The sequence below is a fragment of the Mesorhizobium sp. B2-3-7 genome (assembly GCF_006442695.1).
Classification (GTDB): Bacteria; Pseudomonadota; Alphaproteobacteria; order Rhizobiales; family Rhizobiaceae; genus Mesorhizobium.
The window spans coordinates 1-25,114 of record NZ_VFVV01000014.1; the positions used below are offsets into that span (position 1 = coordinate 1).

Here is a 25,114-nt window from a genome sequence, read left to right on the forward strand (position 1 = left end):
ACTCCCCTACTCCCCTACTCCCCTACACATTCAGCAACAAATACTCCCTCTCCCAAGGACTGATCACTTCCATGAACGTCTCGAATTCCGCGCGCTTGATCGCCGCATAGGTCGCGGCGAAGGACTTGCCCAAAAGCGCGCAGAGTTCCTCGTCCCCCTCGAACAGGTCGACGGCTTCGAGCAGGCTGCGCGGCAGGTCGATCTCGTCGGCATTGGCGGTGGTCAGCACCGGAGGTTCGGCCTTGATCTTGTTGGTGATGCCGATCAGCCCGCAGGCGAGCGAAGCGGCCATTGCCAGATAGGGATTGGCGTCGGAGGAGGGGATGCGGTTTTCGACGCGCCGCGCCGCCGGATCCGAGCGCGGCACGCGGAATGCCGTTGTGCGATTATCGTAGCCCCATTTGTTGTTGACCGGAGCCGAGGCGGACTGCGTCAGCCGGCGGTAGGAATTGACGTAGGGCGCAAACATGACCAGCGCGTTCGGCACATGCTTCTGCATGCCCCCGATGAAATGGAAGAAGTCCTCGGTTTCCGAGCCGTCCTCGGCCGAGAAGATGTTCTTGCCCGTCTTCTTGTCGATGATCGACTGATGGATGTGCATGGCGGAGCCCGGCTGACCCTGGATCGGCTTGGCCATGAAGGTGGCGTAGATTTCGTGTTTCAGCGCCGCCTCGCGAATAGTGCGCTTGAACATGAACACCTGGTCGGCGAGTTCGACGGGATCGCCGTGGCGCAAATTGATCTCGAGCTGGCCGGCGCCCTCTTCATGGATGAGCGTGTCGATCTCCAGGCCCTGGCTTTCGGAAAAATGATAGATGTCGTCGATCAGCTCGTCGAACTCGTTGACGCCGGCGATCGAATAACCGGCGCCGCCGCCGATCGCCCGCCCCGAACGGCCGACGGGCGGCGTCAGCGGGTAATCCGGATCCGGGTTTTTGCGCACCAGATAGAATTCGATCTCGGGCGCCACCACCGGTTTCAGCCCGCGCCTGTCATAGGCGGCCAGAACACGCTTCAACACGTTGCGCGGCGTGAATTCCACCGAACGGCCGTCCTGGTGGACGAGGTCGCAGATGACGGCCGCCGTCGGGTCTTCCTCCCAAGGCACCACCGTCAGCGTCGACAGGTCCGGCATGAGCTTGAGGTCGCCGTCGTCCTCCGGATAATGGAAGCCGTTGCCGTCTTCGGGATAGCCGCCTGAGATGGTGGTCATGAATACGGCTGAAGGCAGCGCCAGCGAGGTGTTGGAGGTGAATTTCTTTGACGGCATCATCTTGCCGCGGGCAACGCCGGCCTGGTCAGGCGTAATGCATTCGATGTCTTCGATGCCGCGCCATTGCAGCCATTCGCTGACTTCCTTCCAGTTCTTCACACCACGCAGGTTTTTCACGAAGGCAGGCGTGCGGGCGCGCCCTCCGCGGCTCGACGGACGGACTTCCTTTTTTGCAGGCGGCATCATTCACCAGATTGGGTTGCGGATTTAGGAGTATAGCTGTGCCCGGCGACCGAAGGGAAGGGGAGCAGCCGGCATTGGCCGTTGCGGTTGAAAATCGCGGCTGCGAGACTAGGTTCAGCCTCGTTCACATATGAGATGCGTCGATGCAGAAGACCGGCGAACTGACCACCATAGGCTTCGATGCCGACGATACGCTGTGGCAGAACGAACAGTTCTTCCGCATGACCGAGAAGCGCTTTGCCGCCATGCTTGCCGATCACGGCGAAGAGGAACATATCTCGGCACGGCTGCTGGAGGCGGAGAGACGCAATCTTGCCGTCTACGGTTTCGGCATCAAGGGCTTCACGCTGTCGATGATCGAGACGGCGATCGAGGTCACGCAAGCCCGCGTCCCGGCTTCGGTCATATCGGAGATCCTCGGCGCCGGCCGCGAGATGCTGAGCCACCCGATCGAGGTCTTGCCGCATGCGCGCGAGACGGTGGAACGGCTCGCCGGCGCCTATCGCCTCGTGCTGATCACCAAGGGTGATTTGTTCGACCAGGAACGCAAGCTGGCCGGGTCCGGCCTCGGCGATCTGTTCGACGCGATCGAGATCGTCAGCGACAAGAACGCGGCTACTTATGCGCGCGTTTTCAGTCGCCATGGCGACGGCCCGGCCAGGAGCATGATGGTCGGCAATTCGCTGAAGTCCGATGTGGTGCCGGCCATCGAGGCCGGCGGCTGGGGCGTTCATGTGCCGCATGAATTGACCTGGGTGCTTGAACATGTCGAAGCGCCCATTGCCGAACCGCGCTTCCGGCAGATCTCCGATCTCGGACAACTGCCCGAACTGATCGAAAGCCTCGCCGGATAGGCTTGCTTGCCGCCTTCAGCGGTTGACCAGCCGATCAATCACCGGCTGCAAGCGCTCGGGCGTAATCGGTTTGGCCACCACCGCGTCGACGACGTTTGAAAGGCCAAGGCTCTCCGGCGTGCCGTTCTTGGTTGAAAGCAGTACCACGGGCGGGAGCGATTTACCCGAAGCCCGCCGCAACATCTCGATGCCGGGCATCAGAGTGTCGCAGTCCCTGTTATCGGCGCCGCCGTCCAGGACAATCACGGCCAGGACCAGCAAGCGCAAGGTCTTCGCCGCCATGTCGGGTGATTCCGAGATCGGCTTGAGCCCGGACCGCTCGACGATCTTGGAAATCACCACCCGATTGATCGGCGACTTGCCGACAACGAGCACCTGCGAGGTCTGACGGATCGTCTCCGTGGCTGAATCCCGGCTCACCAGATTCGGATGTCTCGCGCTTTCGTCGTCACGCTTCACTGGGCACCCAAGTCAGCCAAGAAACTCGTCCCATTTCAATGCAGAGTTGAAATCAGGCGACAATTGGCGTGAGATCGCGGTCCCTGTCAAGCCGAAATAAAAAGCTGGGGAAAGCATTCCCGCAGCAGTCAATTCAAGCAACAGTACTGTACTGCTCTGTCCATTCCTTGGTTGCATGAAAATAAAATTCACCTGCGCATACACTGCGCAGGTGAGAGGCGGGCCTGCGCGATCTTCGATCAGCCATGGCTTTGCTGCGTGACGATGACCGGGATCAACAGGTCCCCCCAATTGCCGTCGCCGCCATGGTGTCGTGCCGAGCGCACCAGCTCGACCGAGACGCCGGCTTCCACCGCCTTCATCACCGACTGGTTGAGCCGGTGCAGATCGTTGGCCAGCATGCGGATCGTCGCTTGCTGGTCGATGCTCATCGTGGTCGACTGCTCTTCGGCCCGTTCCTTGACGCGGCTTATCGATGCCATTGGTCTTCTCCTTGCTGTATGCCCTTGGGCGTTTGCCGAGATCCCTGGTTTGCTATTCCGCAGCCGGTTTGAACTGGGCGTGCTCGGTCGATTCATGCATGGCCGTGGTCGATGACCGTCCGCCGGTGATCGCCATCGACACGGCATCGAAATAGCCGGTGCCGACCTCGCGTTGGTGCTTGGTCGCGGTGTAGCCGTTGGCCTCCGCCGCGAACTCGGCTTCCTGCAACTCCGAATAGGCTGCCATCTGCCGCTCCTTGTAGCCGCGGGCGAGTTCGAACATGCCGTAATTGAGCTGGTGGAAACCGGCCAGCGTGATGAACTGGAACTTGTAGCCCATGGCGCCGAGCTCTTTCTGGAACCTGGCGATGGTGGCGTCGTCGAGGTTCTTCTTCCAGTTGAACGAAGGCGAGCAATTATAGGCCAGCAGCTTGCCGGGGTGATGCCTGTGCACGCCCTCGGCAAATCTCCTCGCCTGCGCCAGGTCGGGCTTCGAGGTTTCGCACCAGATCAGGTCGGCGTGGGGAGCGTAGGCGACGGCGCGCGCGATGCAGGGCTCGATACCGTTCCTCACCTGGTAGAAGCCTTCCACCGTGCGGCCGGCGTCGTAGTCGACGAAGGGCTGGTCGCGCTCGTCGATGTCGGAGGTGAGCAGCTTTGCCGCTTCCGCGTCCGTGCGCGCCACGACCAGGGTGGGCGTGCCCATCACGTCGGCTGCCAGGCGTGCGGCATTGAGGTTGCGGATGTGGGCCGCGGTAGGGATCAGCACCTTGCCGCCGAGATGGCCGCACTTCTTTTCCGATGCCAATTGATCCTCGTAATGGACGCCGGCGGCACCTGCCTCGATGAACGCCTTCATGATCTCGAAAGCGTTGAGGGGCCCACCGAAACCGGCTTCGGCATCGGCGACAACAGGCGCGAACCAGGTATCGACCGAAAGCCCCTTGCCTTCGGAGGTTTCGATCTGGTCGGCGCGCTGCAAGGTGCGGTTGATGCGCTTGACGAGTTCGGGGGCAGCGTTGGCCGGGTAGAGCGACTGGTCCGGATACATGGCCGAGGCGGTGTTGGCGTCGGCGGCGACCTGCCAGCCAGACAGGTAGATCGCCTTCAGCCCGGCGCGCACCTGCTGCATGGCCTGGTTGCCGGACATGGCGCCGAGCGCGTTGACGAAGTCCTCCTCGTGGATGAGCTTCCACAGCCGGTTGGCGCCCATTTCCGCCAGGCTCTGGCGGATCTGCACCGAGCCGCGCAGTCGCGTCACATCCTCCGGCGAATAGGGGCGTTCGATGCCATCGAAGCGGCCCTCGGGGGCCGAGGGGACGAGGTTGTAAAAATCAGTCATGCTCTACTCCGGAGGATTGTTTCTTTGCGGCTCGGCGGCATTCCTCGCCGCGTTCGAATGTGACCGAATTTACAGCGCGAGGCGAAAAGAACCATGGAAATCGAAGAGTCAGGCCGTCAATAAGGGAAAATCTGTATTGTGTTTGACAGATAGGCGAGGTAAATTTGTAATTATTGTAAAAATCGCATGGAAGCGTAGCAGCGACGGCAATGTAAATTCCTGTCAAGGAGCCCTATGGCCGACCAGAAGATATTTGCCGGGCCGCGTATCCGCCGCATCCGCAACGCCAAGGGCCTGACCCAGACGGCAATGGCCGAAGGCCTCGGCATCTCGCCATCCTATCTCAACCTGATCGAGCGCAACCAGCGGCCGCTGACGGTGCAGTTGATCCTGAAGCTGGCGTCCGTCTACAAGGTCGATCCGCATGAGCTGCAGGGCGAAGCGGGCGGCTCTGTCGCGGCCTTGAGGGAAGTGTTTGCCGATCCGCTGCTGGCTGGCGAATTGCCGGGAGACCAGGAACTGATCGAGCTTGCCGAAGCCGCGCCCAATGCCTCCGCGGCCGTGATAAAACTGTTCCGTGCCTATCGCGAACAGGCCGAGCGCCTGTCCGATCTCAACGAGCTTCTTGCGCGCGAGGGGCGGGTGACGGCGCTTTCCAGCGCCCGCCTGCCGATCGACGAGGTGCATGAGATTTTCGAGCGTCGGCCGAACCATTTTGCGCATATCGAGGAAGAGGCGGAAGCGTTCACTTCGGTGCTCGATCCCGGCGATGATTTGTCTGCTGCGCTGAAGGGCTGGCTGAAGCGCGAATACGGCATCGTCGTCAAGGTGCTGCCGGTCGCCACCATGCCGAACTGGCGCCGCCGTTACGATCGCCATTCGCAGCGCCTGTTCCTGTCCGAGCGCCTGTCGCCGTTCGACCAGTTACGCGAAATGGCGATGGAGGCATGCCTGATCCGCATGACCGTCGCGATAGCCGGCGAGATCCAGGCGTTGAAACTGTCCACAGATGAGGCCCGCCGCCTCGCGCGGTTCGAACTCGGGCGCTACGCGGCGCATGCGCTGATGATGCCTTACCAGGCTTTCCACGCGGCGGCCGTTCGTGCCCGCTACGATATCGACGTGCTGCGCTCGCGCTTCGGCGTTTCCTTCGAGCAGGCGGCCAACCGGCTGACCACGCTGCAGCGGCAAGGCGCCTCGGCCGTGCCGTTCTTCATGCTGGAGATCGACAATGCCGGCAATCGCTTCCGCAAAGCCGGCAGCCTGGGCTTTCCGCAAAGCCGCTTCGGTGGCGCTTGTCCCAAGCTTCCCGTGCACGTCGCCTTCAGCCAGCCCGGCCAGATTTTCGTGGAAGCGGTGGAAATGCCCGACGGCGCCGAGTTCCTCTGCATCGCCCGCACGCTGGAGGGGCCGCAAGGCGCGTTCTCCGAGCGGCCGCGCCGTACTGCGCTGCTGCTGGGGTGCGACATCGGCTTTCGCGACGACATCGTCTACGGTGCGGCACTTCCCGGCCCGACGGCCGGAAAAGGCGGAGCTGGCGCGGTAGCGGCGACGCCGGTCGGGCCCGCCTGCCGGCTTTGCGAGCGCGTCGGCTGCCTGACGCGCGCCGAGCCGCCGGTGACGCGCCCGCTTGGCCTCGACGAGATGGTGACAGGCCTGAGCGCCTTCGATTTCCAGTGACGCTTCGCAAGGCGGACTTGCCACAATCGCCGGCGGTCTCTGGATCACGCCGGGCACGCGCCTTTGCGTTACGCGAATGAGGTACGTTTTTGTCGTCCCTTGCGCATTGTGCCGTTCTCAAACATCGACAGTCGTACCCATGACCGACACAGCATCATCGCCGATCGCTCGTTCATCGACCGTCCCGCAGCGGGAGGAGCGCATCGGCTTCCTGCTCGTGTTCCTGTCGGCATTGATGTGGAGTTTCGGCGGCACGATCGCCCGCTTCATCACCGCCGGCGACAGCTGGACGGTGGTGTTCTGGCGTTCCGTGTGGGCGGCCGCCTTCCTGCTCTGCTTCATGGTCTGGCGTGACGGCTGGCGCGGCATGCTGAGGTCGTTTCGCGGCATGGGCCTGCCTGGCCTTGCCGTGGGCTTCTGCTTCGCCACCGCGTCGACCTCTTTTGTCGTGGCGCTTGCCTACACCACCGTCGCCAACATCCTGTTGATGCAGGCCGGCGTGCCGCTGCTTGCGGCGCTGTTTGCCTGGGCGCTCTTTCGCGAAAGAGTGGCGGTCGCGACCTGGCTGGCGATTGCCGCCGTCATCGCCGGTGTCGCCATCATGGTGTCGGAATCGCTCGATGGCGCCGTTTCGCCCATGGGCGACGGGCTGGCGCTGCTGATCGCCGTCATGTTCTCGATCGCCACGGTCATCACCCGGCGCTTTTCCAGCGTGCGCATGACGCCGGCGACCTGCCTCGGCACGATCCTGGCGGCGGGTTTTGCCGCCTCGCAGGCTTCGACCTTCGCCGTATCGGGCATCGACATGGGTTTTCTCTTCGTGTTCGGGGTGGTTAATCTGGGCCTTGGCCTCGCTTTCTTCGCCACCGGCGCGAGGCTGATCCCGGCCGCCGTCGCCGCGCTGTTGGGTACGTTCGAGCCGATCCTCGGGCCGATATGGGTGTGGCTGATCCACTCCGAGGTGCCGTCGGGCCGCACCATCGTCGGCGGCGCGGTGGTGGTCACGGCGCTGCTCGTCCATATCGGACTGGAGTTCAAGCGACAGACGCGGCCAGTCAGGGCAGGGGTCACCGGCGTGCCGTCGCCGAATTGATGCGGCGCCCTAGCTTTGCCATTGACAAGTTCGCTGCCGCGCGGGCAGGCTGGGACCACGGCAACAACAAGACAGGCTTATCTTGCCAAGTCTCCCCGGCGACCCGATCGAGACCGGATCACATCCCAGTATTTCTGCCTGCGCGGCGGCGAAAGCTTCTGACGATGCGGCGACTCCTTCCAGCCCAGGACAGTGGCGCGCGAGCATCGCTTGCGACAGCCGGCGGCGCGGCAATTGGCGCTTGTCGCCTCCTGGAAAGCTCAATAGTCTGAAGCAAATGCCCGGCCGCGCGGATACCGCGACGCGCCGGCGATGGAACACTCACCAAAGGAGAATAGCATGATCCGCAAAGCGCTCTGGCTTTCGGCGACTTCGGCATTTCTGGCGCTCTTTACGCTCGGCGGCCACGCCGAGGACCGCGTCGTCAATGTCTTCAACTGGTCGGACTATATAGACCCCACGGTCATCGACGATTTCACCAAGCAGACCGGCATCAAGGTGGTCTACGACACGTTCGATTCCAATGAGATCCTGGAAACCAAATTGCTTGCCGGCGGCAGCGGCTATGACGTCGTCGTGCCGAGCGGCAATTTTCTTGCCCGCCAGATCCAGGCCGGCGTGTTCCAGAAGCTCGACAAGTCGAAACTGCCGAACCTCTCCAACATGTGGGACACGGTTTCGGAACGGACCGCCAAATACGATCCCGGCAATGAATATTCGATCAATTACATGTGGGGCACGGTCGGCCTCGGCTACAACATCAAGAAGGTGCAGGCAGCGCTCGGCACCGACAAGATCGACAGCTGGGACGTGTTCTTCAATCCGGAAAAGCTGGCCAAACTGAAGGATTGCGGCGTCTATGTCCTGGATTCGCCGACCGACATCTTCCCCACCGCCTTCAAATATCTCGGCATCAATCCTGAGACCACGTCGCCGGACGATTTTGCCAAGGCCGAGGAATTGATGATGAAGATCAGGCCCTACATCAGGAAGTTCCATTCCTCCGAATACATCAACGCTCTGGCCAATGGCGATATCTGCCTGGCGGTTGGCTGGTCGGGCGACGTGTTCCAGGCGCGCAACCGCGCCGAGGAGGCCAAGCAGGGCGTCGAGATCGGCTACGCCGTGCCGAAGGAAGGCGCCGAAATGTGGTTCGACCAGATGGCAATCCCTGCCGATGCGCCGCATGTCGCCGAGGCGCATGAGTTCCTGAACTATATGATGAAGCCGGAGGTGATCGCCAAATCGTCGAACGCCGTGCTCTATGCCAACGGCAACAAGGCTTCCCAACAATTCGTAGACAAGGCGCTTCTGGAGGATCCCGCTGTCTACCCGGACGCCGCGACCTTGCAGAAGCTCTTTACGATCTCGCCCTACGATCCCAAGACCCAGCGCGTCATTACGCGCACCTGGACCAAAATCGTCACCGGTCAGTAGTCAGTCCGAGGAGGCCCGGCAGTCACCCTGCCGGGTCTCCTTCTTTTCGATGGGGCAAAACAGCAGCGGAGTGGCACATGAAATCGCTTGGCAGCATCCGCAGGGATTTCGCGCCTTGGAACGATCCGAACGCCAAGCCATACATTCAGTTCGACAACGTCTCCAAGAAGTTCGGCGACTTCACCGCCGTGAACAATCTCTCGCTGACCATATTCGAGCGCGAGTTCTTCGCCCTGCTCGGCGCCTCCGGTTGCGGAAAATCGACGCTGCTCAGGATGCTCGCCGGCTTCGAGGAGCCGACGGCCGGCCGCATCCTGCTCGACGGCCAGGATCTGCGCGGCATCCCGCCTTATCGCCGGCCGGTCAACATGATGTTCCAGTCCTATGCCCTGTTTCCGCATATGACTGTGGAGAACAACATCGCCTTCGGCCTCAAGCAGGAAGGGATGGCCAAGCCAGACGTCGAAAAGCGCGTCGCCGAGATGCTCAAGCTGGTCAAGCTCGAGCAGTTCGCCAAGCGCAAGCCGCACCAGCTCTCCGGCGGCCAGCGCCAACGTGTCGCGCTCGCCCGTTCGGTCGCCAAGCGGCCGAAGGTGCTGCTGCTCGACGAGCCGCTCGGCGCGCTCGACAAGAAGCTGCGCGAGGAGACGCAGTTCGAACTGATGGACCTTCAGCAGGAACTCGGCCTCACCTTCGTCGTCGTCACCCACGACCAGGAAGAGGCCATGACCATGGCCGACCGTATCGCCATCATGGACAAGGGCGAGGTCATGCAGGTCGCGACGCCGGCGGAAGTCTACGAGGCCCCGGCGTCGCGCTTCGTCGCGCATTTCGTCGGCAACGTGAACATGTTCGAGGGCAAGGTTGCCGAACGGACGGACAAGACGGCGCGCATCACCGGAGCGACCGGCGCCCAGATCCTCGTCGAGAATGCCGGCAATGCCGCCGCCGCGGGCGCCGATATCGTCTTCGCGATCAGGCCGGAGAAGATCAAGGTGTCGTCCAAGAAGCCGGCCGATGGCGTCAATGCGCTGGAGGGCGAGGTTTACGACATCGCCTATCTCGGCGACATGACCGTCTATCACGTCCGGCTGGACGACGGGCAACTCGTGCGGGCAAGCGCCTTGAACGCGGCGCGCATCACCGAGGACCCGCTGACCTGGAACGACCGCGCCTGGGTCTCTTTTCGGCCGGATGCCGGCGTCGTACTGACGCGGTAGGGGGCTGACATGTCCGACATCGCCGCCACCGACGCCGCCCTACCGGCCGCGGCAAAACCGTTGCTGGCGCGGCTGGGCGCCGGCTTCGTCAACCGTCTCGTCATCTTCATTCCCTATCTCTGGCTGCTGTTCTTCTTCCTCGTCCCCTTCATCATCGTCTTCAAGATCTCGTTGTCGCAGACGGCGATCGCCATGCCGCCCTATACGCCGGTGCTTGATTTCAGCGATGGCGTCTCCGGCTTCTTCGCGGGCTTTCGCGATCTCAACTTCGACAACTATGCCTGGCTGACGCAGGACGCGCTCTACTTCAACGCCTATGTCACCAGCTTGATCATCGCGGCGATCTCGACCGTGCTGACGCTGATCGTCGGCTATCCCATAGCCTACGGCATAGCCCGCGCGCCGGCGACGATCCGCCCGACCTTGCTGATGCTGGTCATCCTGCCGTTCTGGACCTCGTTCCTGATCCGGGTCTATGCCTGGATCGGCATCCTGAAGCCCGAGGGGCTGCTCAATCAGTTGCTTCTGTCGCTGCATCTGATCAACCAGCCGCTGGTCATCCTCAACACCTATACGGCGATTTTCATCGGCATCGTCTACTCCTACCTGCCGTTCATGGTGCTGCCGCTCTATTCGTCGCTGGAAAAAATGGATTATTCGCTGATCGAGGCGGCCAAGGACCTTGGTTGTCCGCCGACCAGTGCATTCTGGAAGATCACGTTCCCGCTGTCATTGCCCGGCGTCATCGCCGGCTGCCTGCTGGTGTTCATTCCGGCGGTCGGCGAATTCGTTATTCCCGATCTGCTTGGCGGTTCGCAGACGCTGATGATCGGCAAGACGTTGTGGAACGAGTTCTTCGCCAATCGCGACTGGCCGGTCTCTTCAGCCGTTGCGGTCATCCTGCTGCTGTTGCTGACGGTCCCGATCATGATCTTCCAGCAAGCCCAGGCGAAGGCGCAGGAGCAGGACAAATGAACAGCAGCTGGAGCCGCTTCAACATCACCTCGATCGTGCTCGGTTTCGCCTTCCTCTATTTGCCGATCGTGCTGCTCATCGTGTTCTCCTTCAACGAATCCAAGCTGGTCACCGTCTGGGGCGGCTTTTCGACCAAATGGTACGTGTCGCTGTTCCACAATCAGGGCCTCATGGACGCCACCTGGGTGACGGCGCGCGTCGGCGTCATTTCGGCCACGGCGGCGACCGTGCTCGGCACGTTGGCGGCGCTGACGCTGACACGCTACACGCGTTTCCGGGGCAGGGTACTGTTCTCCGGCATGGTGTTCGCGCCTTTGGTCATGCCCGAAGTCATCACCGGCCTGTCGCTGTTGCTGCTCTTCGTCGCTGTCGGCCTCGACCGGGGCTTCCTCACCGTCACACTCGCACACACCACCTTGACGATGTGCTTCGTCGCCGTGGTCGTGCAGTCGCGCCTTGTCTCCTTCGACCGCTCGCTGGAGGAGGCGGCGATGGATCTCGGCGCGCCGCCGGTCAAGACATTCTTCCAGATCACGCTGCCCGTCATCCTGCCTGCGATCGTGTCGGGGTGGATGCTTGCCTTCACGCTCTCGCTCGACGACCTGGTCATCGCCAGCTTCACCTCGGGGCCGGGTGCGACCACGCTGCCGATGAAGATCTACAGCCAGGTTCGTCTCGGCGTGACGCCGGAGATCAACGCCGCCTGCACCATTCTGATCGCGGTCGTCGCGGTCGGCGTCATCGTCGCTTCGCTTGCCAACAAGCGTCGCGAGGTCCAGCGCCAGCGCGACGAGCAGGCCGCCCAACGCGGCTGAGCATGATCCCGAAAAGTGGGCACCGGTTTTCGCGGACAAACGGTTCCGTTTGTCCAGAGATCATGCCCGAATAGGCTGAGCATGATCCCGAAAAGTGGGAACCGGTTTTCGCGGACAAACGGTTCCGTTTGTCCAGAGATCATGCTTGAACAACGAGGCCGAAAGGCTGCTTATTCGCCCGACACGCCGCGGTTGATCGGCGAAATGAACGGCGTGCTCCATGTCCCCCCAACGAAGAAGGACGATTGCTTGGGGCCTTGTTGGCCGTTTGCCTGCGTGGCGACCTGGTCCGGCTGGATGACACCGCCTGACAGCGCCAGCCCCCGTCCGGCATAGGAGGCGATGCCGGAAAGCCAGATCTTGTACTTCGCCGAATTGGCTTCGGCCTTGTCCAGCCTCGCCACGCCTTTCGAGATGGTGGCCTTCAGTTCGGCGCCATCGATCGGCAGTGTCCCGTCCGAGACGTCGTCAAGTGCGAAGAAGCCGCCCTGTTCGGTATGCTTGAGAAAGGCCGGCAGGTTGAATTTGCTGAGCGCGCCTGGCCCGAAGGTCGCCGAAACCGAGCCGTCGGCGGTTTCGAAGATCGAGTCCCAGGTCCTGCCGGGCCCTTTGAGGATGACGGACACGGTCCCCGTGCCGACCGGCACCAGCCGCGTCATCCCGGCCGCCGTGCCGAAAGCGCCGCCATCGATATCGGAAGCCAGCAGCCGGATCTCGACCTGGCTGCCCTCGGGCTTGCGGTCGAAGCGAAGGCTGCTCTGGATGTTGCCGCCAAAGGCCGAGGCATCGGAAATGTCGAAAACGGACAGGCCATCCTTGACCTGCGCCGTGGCGGCGACGTCGGCAAGCTGGATGGAGCCTGCCGTGGCGTGCGCCGCCGACAGCCTGAGGTCGAGATTGACCCGGTCGGCGAAATTCGTGTCGACTTCGCTCGGACCTGCCCCGCTTGCCGGCCCGAGCGGCGTGAAGGCGGACAGGAACGACCTCAGATCGAGCGTGTCGAAGGCGAGCGTGCCGGAGATCACCGGCTGTGCGTCGCCAAGCGACAGGTCCAGCGCACCCATGCCTGGGTTATTGTCGAGGGAGAGTGCGGTGTTCTCGAATTTGACGCGCCCCGCCGTCGCGGTCACCTTGCTCGAGATGCTGACGGAGCCGATCGCGGCGCCCGGCGCGATATCGGCCTGCGACCATTCAAGCACACGCCGCAGCGAGGGCGCTGAAAACTTGGCCTGGCCGTCGAAATAGGCGTTTTCGGACATGCTGGCCGTGCCGTCGAAGGAGAAGGTGGCGGGCGCCGCCTTGAACGACAGGGTGAGCGGCGCCATGCCGCCGGCAAACAACACCAGCGGCTTCGGCGATGCGGCATCCACGGCGACGCTTTCGCCGCGCCAGATGCCGGTCGCCGAGAGCGTCGCATTGCTGTTCATCGCCGCCCATGTCGCCTGGCCGCTCAGGCTACTCAGCACCTCTTCGTCCTTGCCGTTGACGGACGCCACCATGCGGCCGTCCCTGAACTCCACCGTGCCGAAAGTGTCGGCCGGTAGCTTGTCAAGATCGGGTTTGGCGGGGTCCGCACCGACCACGCCGCGCGCCACGTCGATGGCGCGTGCGATGCGGCCGCCGGTCGGAGCGGTGGGCAGGAACAGGCCGCTCGCCGTGCGCTGGACCCTGATCGTCGGCCGCACCAGCCGCGCCGTGGAAAACACCACGTCGCCGCGCAGCGCCGCCATGGCCGAGAGGTCGACCTCGACCCGTTCGGCCTCGACGACCGGCGGTGCGTCGACGTCGGTCCACTTCGAAAGCGTCACATCCGTCAGGATCGCCCGGAAGTTCGGCCAGACCTCGATGCGCGGCGAGCCTTCGATGGCAACCCGGAAACCGCTCCAGGCACTCAATTCCCAGGCGATACGATCGCGCACGATACGCGTCGAAGCGATCAGCGGCAGGGCGGCGACCACCAGCGCGATGACGATCACGGCAGCGCCGATCGCCCATGTTCCGCGTCGGATCAAAGATGATGGCATATCGCCCCGTATGCTTTCGTTCCGACAAAAATCGTCCGGCGGGTGTAAACCCGGTCGTCACCACGACTTCCAGTCGTCACTACGACTTCTAGTCGTCACTACGACTTAGGGTCGAGGCATTTCAAGTCTTTATGGCCCGGCGATGGCATTTGCGCACATCTGGACGCCTCGGCCGAACAAAATCTTGCTCTGCTGCGGCGCAATATGCATAAGCGGTGGCGATCCTGGGAGGACCCATCATGGCTGCCGAAGTACCACTCTGGACCCCGACGCAGGACCAGATTGACGCTGCGCCGCTGACCGCCTTCATGAAGGCCGCCGCTGCAAAAAGCGGCATATCCGTGACTTCCTATGCCGACCTTCACCGTTGGTCGGTGGCGGACCGCGAAGCGTTCTGGAGCCTGGTCTGGGATTTTTGCGGCATCGTCGGCGACAAGGGCAGCGCCGAAAGCGAGCGTGTGCTCGTCGCTGGCGAGAAGATGCCGGGAGCGGCCTTCTTTCCCGACGCGATGGTGAATTTCGCCGAGAACCTCCTGAAGAAGACCGGAGCAGGAGAGGCGATCGTGTTTCGCGGCGAGGACAAGGTCGAGCGCCGGCTGTCCTGGAACGAACTGCATGCGCTCACCTCGCGCTTCCAGCAACTCTTCTTGTCGCTCAAGGTCAAGAAAGGCGACCGTATCGCTGCGATGATGCCCAACATGCCGGAAACAGTCGCCGCGATGCTCGCGACCGCCTCTATCGGCGCGGTGTGGTCGTCCTGCTCACCGGATTTCGGCGAGCAGGGCGTTCTCGACCGGTTCGGGCAGATCGAACCCGTCGTCTTCATCGTTCCCGATGGTTACTGGTACAACGGCAAGGCGATCGAGGTCGCCGACAAGATCGCCGCGGTGGCCGCAAAGCTGGACACTGTCCGCAAGGTGGTGGTCGTTGACTATCTCGGCACCTCGGCCGATGTCGCTGATACGATCGATAAGGCCGTGGCGATGGAAGAGGCGCTGTCGCCCTTCGCGGTCAGGCAGGTCACCTTCGAGCGGCTGCCGTTCGCGCATCCGCTCTACATCCTGTTCTCGTCCGGAACGACCGGTATTCCCAAATGCATCGTCCATTCGGCCGGCGGAACGCTGATCCAGCACCTCAAGGAACATCGCCTGCACGCAGGCCTGCTCGACGGCGACCGCTTCTTCTACTTCACCACCTGCGGCTGGATGATGTGGAACTGGCTGGTGTCGGGCCTCGCTTCGGGCGCGACGCTGCTGCTCTATGACGGCTCGCCCTTCTATCCCAACGGCAATGCGCTGTTCGACTTCGCCGACGCCGAGAAGATGACCTTCTTCGGCACCTCGGCGAAATTCATCGATTCGGTACGCAAGGCCGGCCTCAAGCCGATCCAAAGCCATGATCTGTCGACCGTGCGCGCCATCTCCTCGACGGGCTCGCCGCTGTCGCCCGAGGATTTCCGCTTCGTCTACGACGGGATCAAGAAGAATGTGCATCTGGCATCGGTCTCCGGCGGCACCGACATCGTTTCCTGCTTCGTCCTCGGCGTCCCGACTGAACCGGTATGGACCGGCGAGATCCAGGGACCAGGCCTCGGCCTTGCTGTCGACGTCTGGGACGACGACGGCAAGCCGGTCAGGCAGGAGAAAGGCGAACTGGTCTGCACCAAGGCGTTCCCGGCAATGCCGATCGGCTTCTGGAACGACCCCGAGGGCAAGAAATACCGGGCTGCCTATTTCGAGCGTTTCGACAATGTCTGGTGCCATGGCGACTTCGCCGAGTGGACCGCTCATGGCGGCATGATCATCCATGGCCGCTCCGACGCGACGCTCAATCCGGGTGGTGTGCGCATTGGTACGGCGGAGATCTACAATCAGGTCGAGCAGATGCCGGAAATCCTGGAGGCGCTCTGTATCGGCCAGGATTTCGACAATGACGTGCGCGTGGTGCTGTTCGTGCGGCTGGCCGCCGGCGTTCAGCTCGACGAGGATCTGGAGAAGCGCATCCGGGCGAAAATCCGCGCTGGCGCCAGCCCGCGCCACGTGCCGGCCAGGATCATCGCCGTGTCAGACATTCCTCGCACCAAATCGGGCAAGATCACCGAGCTTGCGGTGCGCGACGTCGTGCATGGCCGCGCCATCAAGAACAAGGAGGCGCTCGCCAATCCCGAGGCGCTCGAGCTGTTCAGAAACCTGCCGCAATTGGCCGAGTGACCGCCCCGCCCGGCATGGTTAATCAAATCTGCCGCGCGAATTTACCTAGATTTCACGAGTGGTACACATTCGTAAATTTTTTCGGGACCTGGTAAGGACTTGTTAAGGCCCGGCGTCGATAGTCGCACGTAACTTGAGGGAGAAATCCCGTTCCTCAGCCCCCGGAGGATCTGAATTCGCTCAAGCCCCCGTTGTGACAGCAAATCCCATCTTTCAAGGCGTCCTGTTGGGCGCCTTTTCTTTTTCAGGCGGTTGGATGGACGGGAGCTTGCCTATTCCGCAAGCACGCGCGTCGACGGGAACGCGATCTCGACCAGGGTTCCTTCGCCAGGCGTCGAGGTGATGATAAAACGGGCGCGGTTCGCTTCAACCATCGCCTTGGTCAACGGCAGCCCGAGACCGGTGCCGTCGCCGCGCCCCCGTTTCAATGCATTGATCTGTTTGAAGGGCTTCAACGCCTGCTCGATCTCGGCTTGGCTCATACCGATGCCGGTGTCGCGCACGCGCATGACGACATCGCCTGATGTCTCATAGGCGGTCGAGACGATCACCTGGCCGCCGGCCTGGGTATAACGGATGGCGTTCGACAGGATGTTGAGGGCAATCTGGCGCACGCTGCGCAGGTCCGCCACCACTTCCGGCAGTCGCGACGCGAAGCTGGAGCGAATGATGACGCGCTCGCGGTTGGCCTGCGGCTGCATCATCGCCACCGTCTCGGCCAGTGTGTCGTTGAGCGACACCGCTTCATAGGCCATTTCCTGCTGGCCGGCCTCGATCTTGGAGATATCGAGAAGGTCGTTGACGAGATCGAGCACATGATTGCCCGATCGGTTGATATCGCGCAGGTAATCGCGGTAGCGGTCATTGGCCACCGGCCCGAATTTCTCGTCCACCATCAGTTCGGAAAAGCCGATGATGGCATTGAGCGGCGTGCGGATCTCGTGGCTGATGCGGGCGAGGAAATCCGTCTTCTGCGAGGAGGCGCGCTCGGCCATCGCACGCGCCTGGGTCAGGTCCTCCTCGGCCCTCTTCCACTGCGTGATGTCGCGCACCACCGCGCAAAACCCGCTGTCGTTGGGCAGCCGGCCGATGGTCATGAACAGCGGAATGAAGCGGCCCTGCGCCTCGCGGCCGATGACTTCGCGGCCGTCGTTCAGGACGCTCGCCACGCCGGGCTCGGACAGGCCGTCGAGATAATCGCGCGCTGCGCGCTGGCTTTCGATGGCAAACAGCGAGGCGAACGGCTTGCCGGTCACGTCGTCGCTGTCGAAGCCGAACAGCGCCTCGGCTGGACGGCTTATGGAACGGATCGCGCCGTCACGGCCGATCAGCACGACACCGTCGGTGGCGGTATCGATGATGGTGCGCATCTCCGCGATGCGCGCCTTGAGCTCGGAAATATCGGGCTGCGTCTGCTCGTCGCCGGCCGCATGCAGTGCCGCCGGTGCCTCATCCTCGCCCGAACGGCGCACCACCAGCATCAGCGCCTTGCCGTCGCGCCACGGCACCGAGCGCAGGATAGCCTCGATTGGAAATTCCTGCCCGCCATGCGTCTTCAGCCGCAACGCCCGGTCGGCGCCCTCGGCGGCGCCATCATGGCCATAGGGGTCGGCAAACAGCGCGCCCAGCCCGCCGGCATCCGCCAGTTCATCGAGCGTCTCATAGCCTGTCAGGACGAGAAACTCCTCGTTGGCGTAATGAAGTTCATCCCCGGAATGGATGAGCAGCGGCACGGGCAGCTTACTCAGGAGCGAGGTGTCGGGAGCCTTGCTCTCGTCTCCGACCGCAAAGGCCGACGGCACGAACCCTTCGAGCTTGAGCGGAGGCACTTTGAGGCGTGGCCGCTCGACCGGAGCCTCCACCGCGTCGCTTGTGCCGGCGGCCCCCTCGGCGGTCGCGGCCTGCTCATCGGATGCGGACGCTTCCTCGTCCCCGACCCAGTCCTCACTGTCCTCGGCATCGCGAAAATCGGCCGATGTCATGCTCTCGTCGTCGGCAATGTCATCGTTGGCGCCGGCGACGGTCGGTTCGCCTGCCGCCGCGACGGGCTCTTCGCTCTCCCGTTCCGTCTGCGCCGCCGCCGGTTCGGAAGCCGGGGTCTCGTCATTGTTGTCGGCGATCGGCGCTGGTTCCTCGCTCCGCTCGGCATAGTCGAGCAGCGAACCCGTCACTCCGGCCACCGTGTCGGCGGGCTCCTCATCAGCCGTTTTGTCCGGCCGTTCGCCATCAAGCCGGGCGAGATCCTCTGCATCCTCGGCATCGACATCGGTTTCGGACGGCTCAGCCGGTGCGGCTTCGCCCTTTGGCGCAAGGTTTTTGCGGGCGTCCGCTGGTTTCTCGGACGGCCCCGCCGGCGTTGCCGCCTCCGGTTGCCCGGCATCGTCCGGACCCGGTCTTTCAGCCTCCGGCTCGTCCGGGCTGCTTTCCTTCTTCAGCCGCTCGCCGATTTCGCGGAAGGCGCTGCGTTCCAGGGTCGACAGACCCTTGTCGTTAGCCGGCTGGCGATGTTCGGCCAGACGGATCACCTTGTCGGCAAAGCGGCGTTCAGGCTTCGGCACGATGGTCAGCGCCGGCACCTCGCCCCGGAACGGGTCCGATGGCTTCAACTCCTCGGCCTTCGGCTCCTCGGGTGCGGGTTCGACCGGTTCCGGCGCCTGGGGGGCCTCGCTGTTGGACACCAGCGCCATGCCGATCGCTTCAGGATCGACAACGGCGTCGCCGGCGCGGGCGACGCCGAAACCGCGGAAACCCTCGAAGGCACGGCTGCGGCCATAGACGGGCAGGGCCGCCAGGTCGACGGGGATCTTCAGGTCCGTGCCGACGACCGGCCACAACACGGAACGGCCGGACCAGGTGTCGCGCCGCTCCAGGAGACCGGCGATCTCGCCGGACGCATCCAGCCCGAAGGCCGCCGCGACGTCCCTGAAGCGCCTGCCGATGACGTCCGCGGCCGGTTTGCCGACGACGTCGGCGAATTCCGGCGACAGCGCGCTGAACCTGCCCTCGGCGTCGGTTCGCCAGACGAAACGCAGCGGCGCCGCCGTGCGGTCCACGGTCCTGGCGGCCGGGGCTGCCGGAACAACTGGAGCCTGGGCATCGTGCTTCGCGTCCTCGGCTGGACCTTCGGCGGCAGCCGGCGAAGGTGCAGCTTCGGCGTCCGGCGCGGCTGGGCCGCGCGCATGCCTCCCGTCCTCGCCGGCATTGAAATACCAATGGTCGTGCTGTGCCGGCGTGCCGCTTGCCGCCGGTTGTCCGGGTTCTGCCGCCTCCGGCTCCTGCACGGCCGCTTCGGCAGCGATTCGCGCTGCCGGTTCCGAAATATCCTTGGCGACGGCCTGTGAGCGGTCACGTTCTTCGGAACGCTCGGCCGCTGGAGTTCCCTGCCCAGGCGCACCGTCGTCCAGCCTGTTCTCGTCGATCACCACCAGCAAATGCCGCTCAGGCGTCAGCCGGGCGAGACCCGCCGGATAGGATGTGCCGCCGCCCGGAACCAGCCGCTTGACGATGCGGTCGCCCTCATTCGCGACGTCGGCCACCAGCGCGGCCAGCGTCGCGGGCTCGATGCCGAGCTGCGAAAAGCTCTCCGATGCCGCTTCGACATTGCCGCTGGCGTCGATGAAGGCGATGAAATGACCATCTTCCGTGAAGCCGCTGATGGCCCTGCCGGCGATTTCGGCCGCACTGCGCGAGCCGGTCTGGGCCGCCCGCACCGCCAGCATGATGGCGTTCTCGCCGTCGGGCAGCGTCACAGCGCTTGCAAGGAAGCCGATGGCGCGGCTGGTCATGCCGGTCGCCAGCCTGACCGTGATGCTTCGGTCGCTGCCGATGTCGGGAAATCCACTGGTTGCCATGATCTGGCGGCGGGCGATCAGCGGCAGCCGTGCCTCGGCGCCGATGATGCTTTCGATGTCGGGATAGCCGAACACCGCGGCACCCGGTCCATTGGCCCAGATCACCTGCTCCAGATTCGCCGACAGGATCGCGATCGCGTCGCCGGCGGCGAAGCGCTGGCGGACCGCGTCGAGCACGGCGACGTCAAGAAAGGAATATTCGGACGGCATGCGCTGGCGAAATCCTCATGCAGCGGGCATTTTTGCAGTTAACGCTTTGTTAATAAAAGCCGGCGGCGCGAAGGTCCACAAGCCAGAACGTGCATAGGCCTGAATTTCGGCTCTTGGTTAACGGCCGAGACGGGAATCTATGGTGCAGTGCAACAAAGATATTGCAATGCACAAAAATTGCCTTTATATTGCCATCATACATGAACGAGACGGCTTTCCGTCAAAGCCGCTACCGCTGAAAAGGATGGAAAATGTCCAGGACCAAGACTGCCGAGACCATCGAAAACGTTGAATTCCCGAGCTTTGACGCTTCCAAAGCCACCGACCAGATCCGCGCTTTCGCCGAGAAGGGCGTTGAGCAGTCGAAGGAGGCTTACGCCAAGCTCAAGACTGGCGCCGAGGAGACCCAGAAGGCCCTGGAATCCACATACGAGTCCGCCAAGACCGTTTCCAGCGACCTGTCGCTCAAGACCGTTGCCGCACTGCGCGCCAATGCCGAAGCGGGCTTTTCGCATCTCGAGGCGCTGATCGGCGCCAAATCGCTGTCGGAAGTCGTGGAGCTGCAGACCGCGTTCCTGCGCAAGCGCGTCGAAATGACCGTCGAGCAAGCCAAGGAGTTCCAGACCGTCGCCTCCAAGGCGGCCGAGGATGTCTCCAAGCCGATCAAGACCGTTTTCGAGAAGGCGATGAAGGACATCAAGGCCGCCTAATATTTGCGCATGATCAGAAGATGTAACAAAAGGTCGCATTTTCTTCGAAATGATCGTGTGTATGATGGCAGCCATCAACGAATACCCGGTCGGCGGAACCTCCTCCCTCCGCCTCCGGGGTGACCAGCCAGCACCTCCTCCCGCTGGCTCGTAACAGGAAAAGGCCGGCACCTCCTCCCGCCGGCCTTTTTCTTGTCGGCAGATCCGCTTCCATGTGGGCAAGTGACCTTTGCTTTGCAAAAGCCTTGAATTAAAATCCATAAGCCCGTAAGGACGCATCGCCGAACGACAGAGCACTCGAGGGGACTACGTTCCGCCGATCCCGCTCAGGCAAACGTGCCGTTGTAGCTCAGCTGGTTAGAGCGCCGGATTGTGGATCCGGAGGTCGCTGGTTCGATCCCAGCCAACGGTACCATCGGCTTTCCTCTAAACAACTGGTTTGCTCAATAAAATTTTGACCGTGGACTTCCGGGCTTGCTCTGTAAAGCGACAGCCTGCTCAGGCTGTCGAAACCGCCGAAGTGATCCATGTGCATATGCGTCACGAAGACGTGCGAGATTCGCAGGATTTCGCGCAGCGAAAGCGTCGAAAGCTCTCCGAGATAGAAAAGGATGGCCCTGTTGCGGAAGCGGAAATCCAGTAGCAGGCCCGGATCGGAAAAAGGTTCGTTTACCAAGCGCGGCTGGACAAAAAGCGTGACTGGGAGAAGACCGCCGCGAGCGATGCTGGCTTCCTCCGTTCAGCTTCTCTTTGCCCGACCGGCATATTGGTCGACCGCGCCGGCCATCTGGAGCATGAGTGTGTCCATGGAGATGGAATTCCCGCCATAGGGGTAGAAGTCGGATTTATCGCCTTTCTTCCATTTCTCCCGCAGCTCGGGTTCGGTGATGTCCCAGTCGCGATAGGTCCTTTGCGCCAGTTCGCGCAGTTCTGCGTGCAATTCGGCGGTGGAGGGGCGGCCCCAGTAGTAGTAACCGTTGTAGACCTTGAAGACTTCGAGGTCCCGCCCGAGCACGATCGTGTGCGGGATCATCACGTCGTGCGTGGTGTCGGTGTATTCCTTGATGTCCAGGTCCTTCTGCACGAGCCGTTCCTCGTCATAAAGAAAGGGCCAGGGCGCGGAGGTCTGCTGGCGGTAATTGTTGGTCGTATGCCAATCATCCGTGGTGATCGTGACGAGCTGTGTGTAGCCGACGACCAATTGCGAGTGAAACCGCACCAGTTCGAGCATTTGCTGCCGGTCTTTCGGACAGAAGAACCCACGCGTCAGCATCACGATCATCAGCTGGTCGCCCTGCAGGTCCGACAGCCGCCGTGGTGTCTTGGTGTGGTCGGGAAGAACGTAGTCGGGGAACTTCGCGCCAGCCACAATGTCTTGTCTCATTTTCAGTCGCTCCCATCGATCCGGTTCTGTAACTCCCGAACAAAAGACTCCCCCCATGTTCCTTTATTCCAGGCAAGCCGATATGACGGCCGTCTGCCGTCGAACCGGCGACCCCATCGAGAGCGCATCCAAGTCGAGTTCGCCATCGACGATCGGCTTGCCGCCCTTTTCCAAACTCGAGCTTCGACCGGTTTTCGGTGCCTGCTTTTGAGTTCGTCAATCACTCCCTTGATCATCGCTAAACGGATTTCCGCGTAACCGCCGTGTAGCGCGTGATGGCACCCTCGTCGGGATCCTGAAAATGCACGGTAGCGTCGGCTGCGGCCGAGAATCCGCCGCTTTCAAAGTGTCGGCTCGGGAGAACGTGTTGTAGCCCGGCAAAACCGCAGCGCTGATCCGTTCAGCGAATTCCGCTGGCCAGTCACCTGGCCGAAATACGGACGCGCCGGTCACGCCATGCGTGATGACCTTGGTCATTGCCAGCCGGGTAGGAAGCACGCCGCCAAAGAAATCTTTTGGGCCTGCGAGGGACGCTGCGGATGTTCCGATGATCCACACCTTTGGGCTACATGCCCTGCAAAAGTTCGAGATCATCACACATGCGGTGTAACGAACCAGGTCATTGGCCAGAAGCTGAGGAGGTGCCAGTATATGGACCAGCGCACGCTTTGCGCGGTTAGGCCATGGCCGTCCTCTAAATCGCGAGATTGCAGATAGGTCCCATCATGCCCCCTGCTTTTATGACATCGAAGTTGGCAACCGTCGTGGCGATGATTGCTACCGTCGCCATTCTTTACGTCGCCAAGGAGGTCCTGCTGCCATTGGCAATAGCGGTCCTTCTCACATTTGCGTTGGCGCCGATTGTTTCTTTGCTCCGAAAGTTGAAGCTGCCGCGAATGATCGCTGTGCTTGGCGCGGTTGCATCGGCCTTCGTCCTCGTGTCGCTGTTCAGCCTGATCGTTGCCACGCAGGTGAGCCAGGTCGCGCAGGACATTCCGACATACCAATCCAACATCCTCGAGAAGATTCGGACTTTGAAAGAAACAGGATCCGAAGACGGCCTTATCAGCCGGCTCGGCAAGGTGTTCGAGCGCGTCAACACTGAGATAAACAAATCCCAATCCAGCGGGCAGGCAGATGTGGAGCAAACCACGAAGCAGCAGGATCCGCTTCTGGTTCAGATATTCTCGCCCCAGCGTCCGATAGAGACGCTGAGGAACATCATCGAGCCGCTGATCGGACCACTCGCCACGACCGGCCTTGTCATCATCGTGGTGATTTTCATGCTGCTCGAGCGTGAAGAATTGCGGGATCGATTCATCCGCCTTGTGGGCTACAGCGATCTCCATCGCACGACCCAGGCATTGCAGGATGCAGGCAGTCGCGTCGGACAATATCTGCTCATGCAATTGGTCGTGAACATCGTCTACGGCGTGCCCCTTGCGATAGGTCTTTGGTTTCTTGGCATTCCCAATGCCCTGCTATGGGGCATGTTGGCCGTTGTCTTGCGTTTCGTACCCTTTATCGGTCCGGTTATCGCGGCGGTGATACCTTTGTTTCTTGCCTTCGCAGTGGCTCCCGGCTGGAGCTTACTGGTATGGACTGGCGCTCTCTTCATCTTGGCAGAGCTCGTAATCAGCAACATCGTCGAGCCCTGGCTTTACGGCTCGCACACGGGCCTCTCGCCGCTGGCGATCATCGTAGCCGCCGTTTTCTGGGCTTGGCTATGGGGCCCGGTCGGCTTGGTGCTGTCGACGCCGTTGACCGTCTGCCTTGTCGTGCTTGGACGGCACGTGCCCCAGTTCGAATTCCTGCAGATCCTGTTTGGCGATGAGCCGGTGCTTGACCCGAAGGAGCGTCTGTACCAGCGGCTTCTTGCCGACGATATCGACGAAGCCACCGACAACGCGGAAGAAATGCTCGAGGAGAAATACCTGATCGAGTTCCACAGCACGGTTGCGATTCCGGCGTTGCTGCTTGGTGAACAGGACCGGGCTCGGGGCGCACTGACGGCAAGTCAGTTGGCGAACCTTGCCGAAAACGCCCGCACCCTGGTGGCCAACCTCAACGAGATCGCCGCGGAGGAAGAAGAAGAGGAAGAAGACGAGCACGCGGAAAAAGAAGGCGCGAGCGCGGATCCGGGCGAAGAGGATGAGGATCAAGCCGAGTTTGCGCCTGATCTCCCGGATGGTGCTGGGAAGTCAGTGCTGTGTATCGGCGGGCGCGGAGACCTCGACGATGTGGCCGCTGCGATGCTCGCGCAGGTCATTTCGATCGAGGGTGCGGATTGCGTGGCCGCGAGCCACCGTGACCTCCTCCCCGCGCGGATCCGGAAACTTCCGCTTGAAGCTCGCGACGCAGTCGTCGTGGGCTTCCTCAACCGCGATTCGTTCAAACACGCGGTGTTCGTCGTGAGGCGCTTGAGGCGACTCGCACCGCGTGCACGCATCGGAATCGCGCTCTGGCACGACACCCATGACAAGCCCAGGGAGGATACGGCGGGCCTCGCCGAGCAATTGGAAGCGGACTTTGTTGCGTTCAACGTGGTCGACTGCGTGACGGGTGCGCTTTCAAACGAAGAACCGCGTCAAGTGAAAAAGAGAAAGCAAAGAAATCTAAGGCGGCCTCGCGCTCGTCAGGGCGTGGCGGCGACGGTGCAATTGGACGATTCGTTGGCTCAGCCGGTGCGGTGATCGTCAACGGCACGGCCCCTTTTGGACCAACTTCGGCTACCTGATAATGATCATGTGAGCGGTACCTCTGGCACCGGCAGGTAGTTTCGAAAGTTCGCTGGCAATCGCGCATCCACAGCGAACATCCGGGTGTTCGCTCTCCGTTCGACCTTAAGCAGATTCTGAAACAGCTCTTGTTCCGGCCCCAATTACGGAATCCTACCTATCTGTTACATTCGG

Annotated in this window: 16 protein-coding genes, 1 tRNA gene and 2 pseudogenes; 11 read left to right on the top strand and 8 right to left on the bottom strand. The window is 62.2% G+C overall.

Annotation, left to right across the window (positions count from 1 at the left end; translation table 11 throughout):
• Positions 1-22: 22 nt before the first annotated feature.
• The gene (locus tag FJ940_RS23655; RefSeq protein WP_181168616.1) at positions 23-1,459 is read right to left on the bottom strand and encodes a glutamine synthetase family protein; all 1,437 of its coding nucleotides are present in this window, start codon (positions 1,457-1,459) and stop codon (positions 23-25) included.
• 140 nt (positions 1,460-1,599) lie between these two features.
• On the opposite strand from FJ940_RS23655, the gene FJ940_RS23660 reads away from it, so the two are divergent.
• Positions 1,600-2,310: an HAD family hydrolase gene (locus FJ940_RS23660; RefSeq protein ID WP_140498531.1), complete on the top strand. Its 711-nt coding sequence runs from the start codon at positions 1,600-1,602 to the stop codon at positions 2,308-2,310.
• Positions 2,311-2,325: 15 nt separating this feature from the next.
• Here FJ940_RS23660 and FJ940_RS23665 read toward each other — a convergent pair whose 3' ends face one another.
• The 3 genes from FJ940_RS23665 to aceA form a co-directional block, all read right to left on the bottom strand.
• Positions 2,326-2,769, bottom strand: a complete 444-nt coding sequence (locus tag FJ940_RS23665; protein WP_140498530.1) for a response regulator — start codon at positions 2,767-2,769, stop codon at positions 2,326-2,328.
• 239 nt (positions 2,770-3,008) lie between these two features.
• The gene (locus tag FJ940_RS23670; protein WP_140498529.1) at positions 3,009-3,251 is read right to left on the bottom strand and encodes a hypothetical protein; all 243 of its coding nucleotides are present in this window, start codon (positions 3,249-3,251) and stop codon (positions 3,009-3,011) included.
• Positions 3,252-3,303: 52 nt separating this feature from the next.
• The gene (gene aceA / locus FJ940_RS23675; protein ID WP_140498528.1) at positions 3,304-4,593 is read right to left on the bottom strand and encodes an isocitrate lyase; all 1,290 of its coding nucleotides are present in this window, start codon (positions 4,591-4,593) and stop codon (positions 3,304-3,306) included.
• Between the two features lie 234 nt (positions 4,594-4,827).
• Here aceA and FJ940_RS23680 point away from each other — a divergent pair, with 234 nt between their 5' ends.
• From FJ940_RS23680 to FJ940_RS23705, 6 genes are all read left to right on the top strand, one after another.
• Complete coding sequence (locus FJ940_RS23680; RefSeq protein WP_140498527.1) at positions 4,828-6,273, top strand: XRE family transcriptional regulator; 1,446 nt, start codon at positions 4,828-4,830, stop codon at positions 6,271-6,273.
• Positions 6,274-6,412: 139 nt separating this feature from the next.
• Positions 6,413-7,366, top strand: coding sequence for a DMT family transporter (locus tag FJ940_RS23685; protein WP_140525264.1), 954 nt, complete (start codon positions 6,413-6,415; stop codon positions 7,364-7,366).
• A gap of 339 nt (positions 7,367-7,705) precedes the next feature.
• Complete coding sequence (locus FJ940_RS23690; protein WP_140513398.1) at positions 7,706-8,803, top strand: polyamine ABC transporter substrate-binding protein; 1,098 nt, start codon at positions 7,706-7,708, stop codon at positions 8,801-8,803.
• Between the two features lie 77 nt (positions 8,804-8,880).
• On the top strand, positions 8,881-10,023 hold the full coding sequence (locus FJ940_RS23695; protein WP_140513400.1) for an ABC transporter ATP-binding protein: 1,143 nt from the start codon (positions 8,881-8,883) through the stop codon (positions 10,021-10,023).
• A gap of 9 nt (positions 10,024-10,032) precedes the next feature.
• Positions 10,033-10,998: an ABC transporter permease subunit gene (locus FJ940_RS23700; protein ID WP_140658107.1), complete on the top strand. Its 966-nt coding sequence runs from the start codon at positions 10,033-10,035 to the stop codon at positions 10,996-10,998.
• Positions 10,995-11,813 (top strand): ABC transporter permease subunit, encoded by an 819-nt coding sequence (locus FJ940_RS23705; protein ID WP_140513402.1) that lies wholly within the window; start codon positions 10,995-10,997, stop codon positions 11,811-11,813. Before FJ940_RS23700 ends, FJ940_RS23705 begins: the two co-directional genes overlap by 4 nt.
• A 170-nt stretch (positions 11,814-11,983) precedes the next feature.
• Here the strand turns inward: FJ940_RS23705 and FJ940_RS23710 are convergent, their stop codons facing one another.
• Entirely contained in the window at positions 11,984-13,837 is a 1,854-nt protein-coding gene (locus tag FJ940_RS23710; RefSeq protein ID WP_140498521.1) for an AsmA family protein, read from the bottom strand.
• A 239-nt stretch (positions 13,838-14,076) separates the two neighbouring features.
• On the opposite strand from FJ940_RS23710, the gene FJ940_RS23715 reads away from it, so the two are divergent.
• On the top strand, positions 14,077-16,047 hold the full coding sequence (locus FJ940_RS23715) for an acetoacetate--CoA ligase (protein WP_140498520.1): 1,971 nt from the start codon (positions 14,077-14,079) through the stop codon (positions 16,045-16,047).
• A 272-nt stretch (positions 16,048-16,319) separates the two neighbouring features.
• On the opposite strand, the gene FJ940_RS23720 is transcribed toward FJ940_RS23715, so the two are convergent.
• A complete protein-coding gene (locus FJ940_RS23720; RefSeq protein WP_140658109.1) occupies positions 16,320-20,108 on the bottom strand; it encodes a histidine kinase dimerization/phospho-acceptor domain-containing protein in 3,789 nt (1,262 codons plus the stop codon).
• A gap of 251 nt (positions 20,109-20,359) precedes the next feature.
• Between FJ940_RS23720 and FJ940_RS23725 the strand changes: the two genes are divergently transcribed.
• Both FJ940_RS23725 and FJ940_RS23730 read left to right on the top strand, forming a co-directional pair.
• The gene (locus FJ940_RS23725; protein ID WP_140498518.1) at positions 20,360-20,818 is read left to right on the top strand and encodes a phasin; all 459 of its coding nucleotides are present in this window, start codon (positions 20,360-20,362) and stop codon (positions 20,816-20,818) included.
• Positions 20,819-21,156: 338 nt separating this feature from the next.
• Positions 21,157-21,233: transfer RNA gene (locus FJ940_RS23730), tRNA-His, on the top strand.
• A gap of 90 nt (positions 21,234-21,323) precedes the next feature.
• Here FJ940_RS23730 and FJ940_RS29075 read toward each other — a convergent pair.
• Together FJ940_RS29075 and FJ940_RS23740 are read right to left on the bottom strand one after the other, a co-directional pair.
• Positions 21,324-21,494, bottom strand: a pseudogene (locus tag FJ940_RS29075) (MBL fold metallo-hydrolase); the annotation flags it as partial.
• Between the two features lie 63 nt (positions 21,495-21,557).
• Positions 21,558-22,202, bottom strand: coding sequence for a redoxin domain-containing protein (locus tag FJ940_RS23740; RefSeq protein WP_140498517.1), 645 nt, complete (start codon positions 22,200-22,202; stop codon positions 21,558-21,560).
• A gap of 746 nt (positions 22,203-22,948) precedes the next feature.
• Between FJ940_RS23740 and FJ940_RS23750 the strand changes: the two are divergent.
• Positions 22,949-24,895 (top strand): annotated as a pseudogene (locus FJ940_RS23750) (AI-2E family transporter); the annotation flags it as partial.
• Positions 24,896-25,114: the final 219 nt, after the last annotated feature.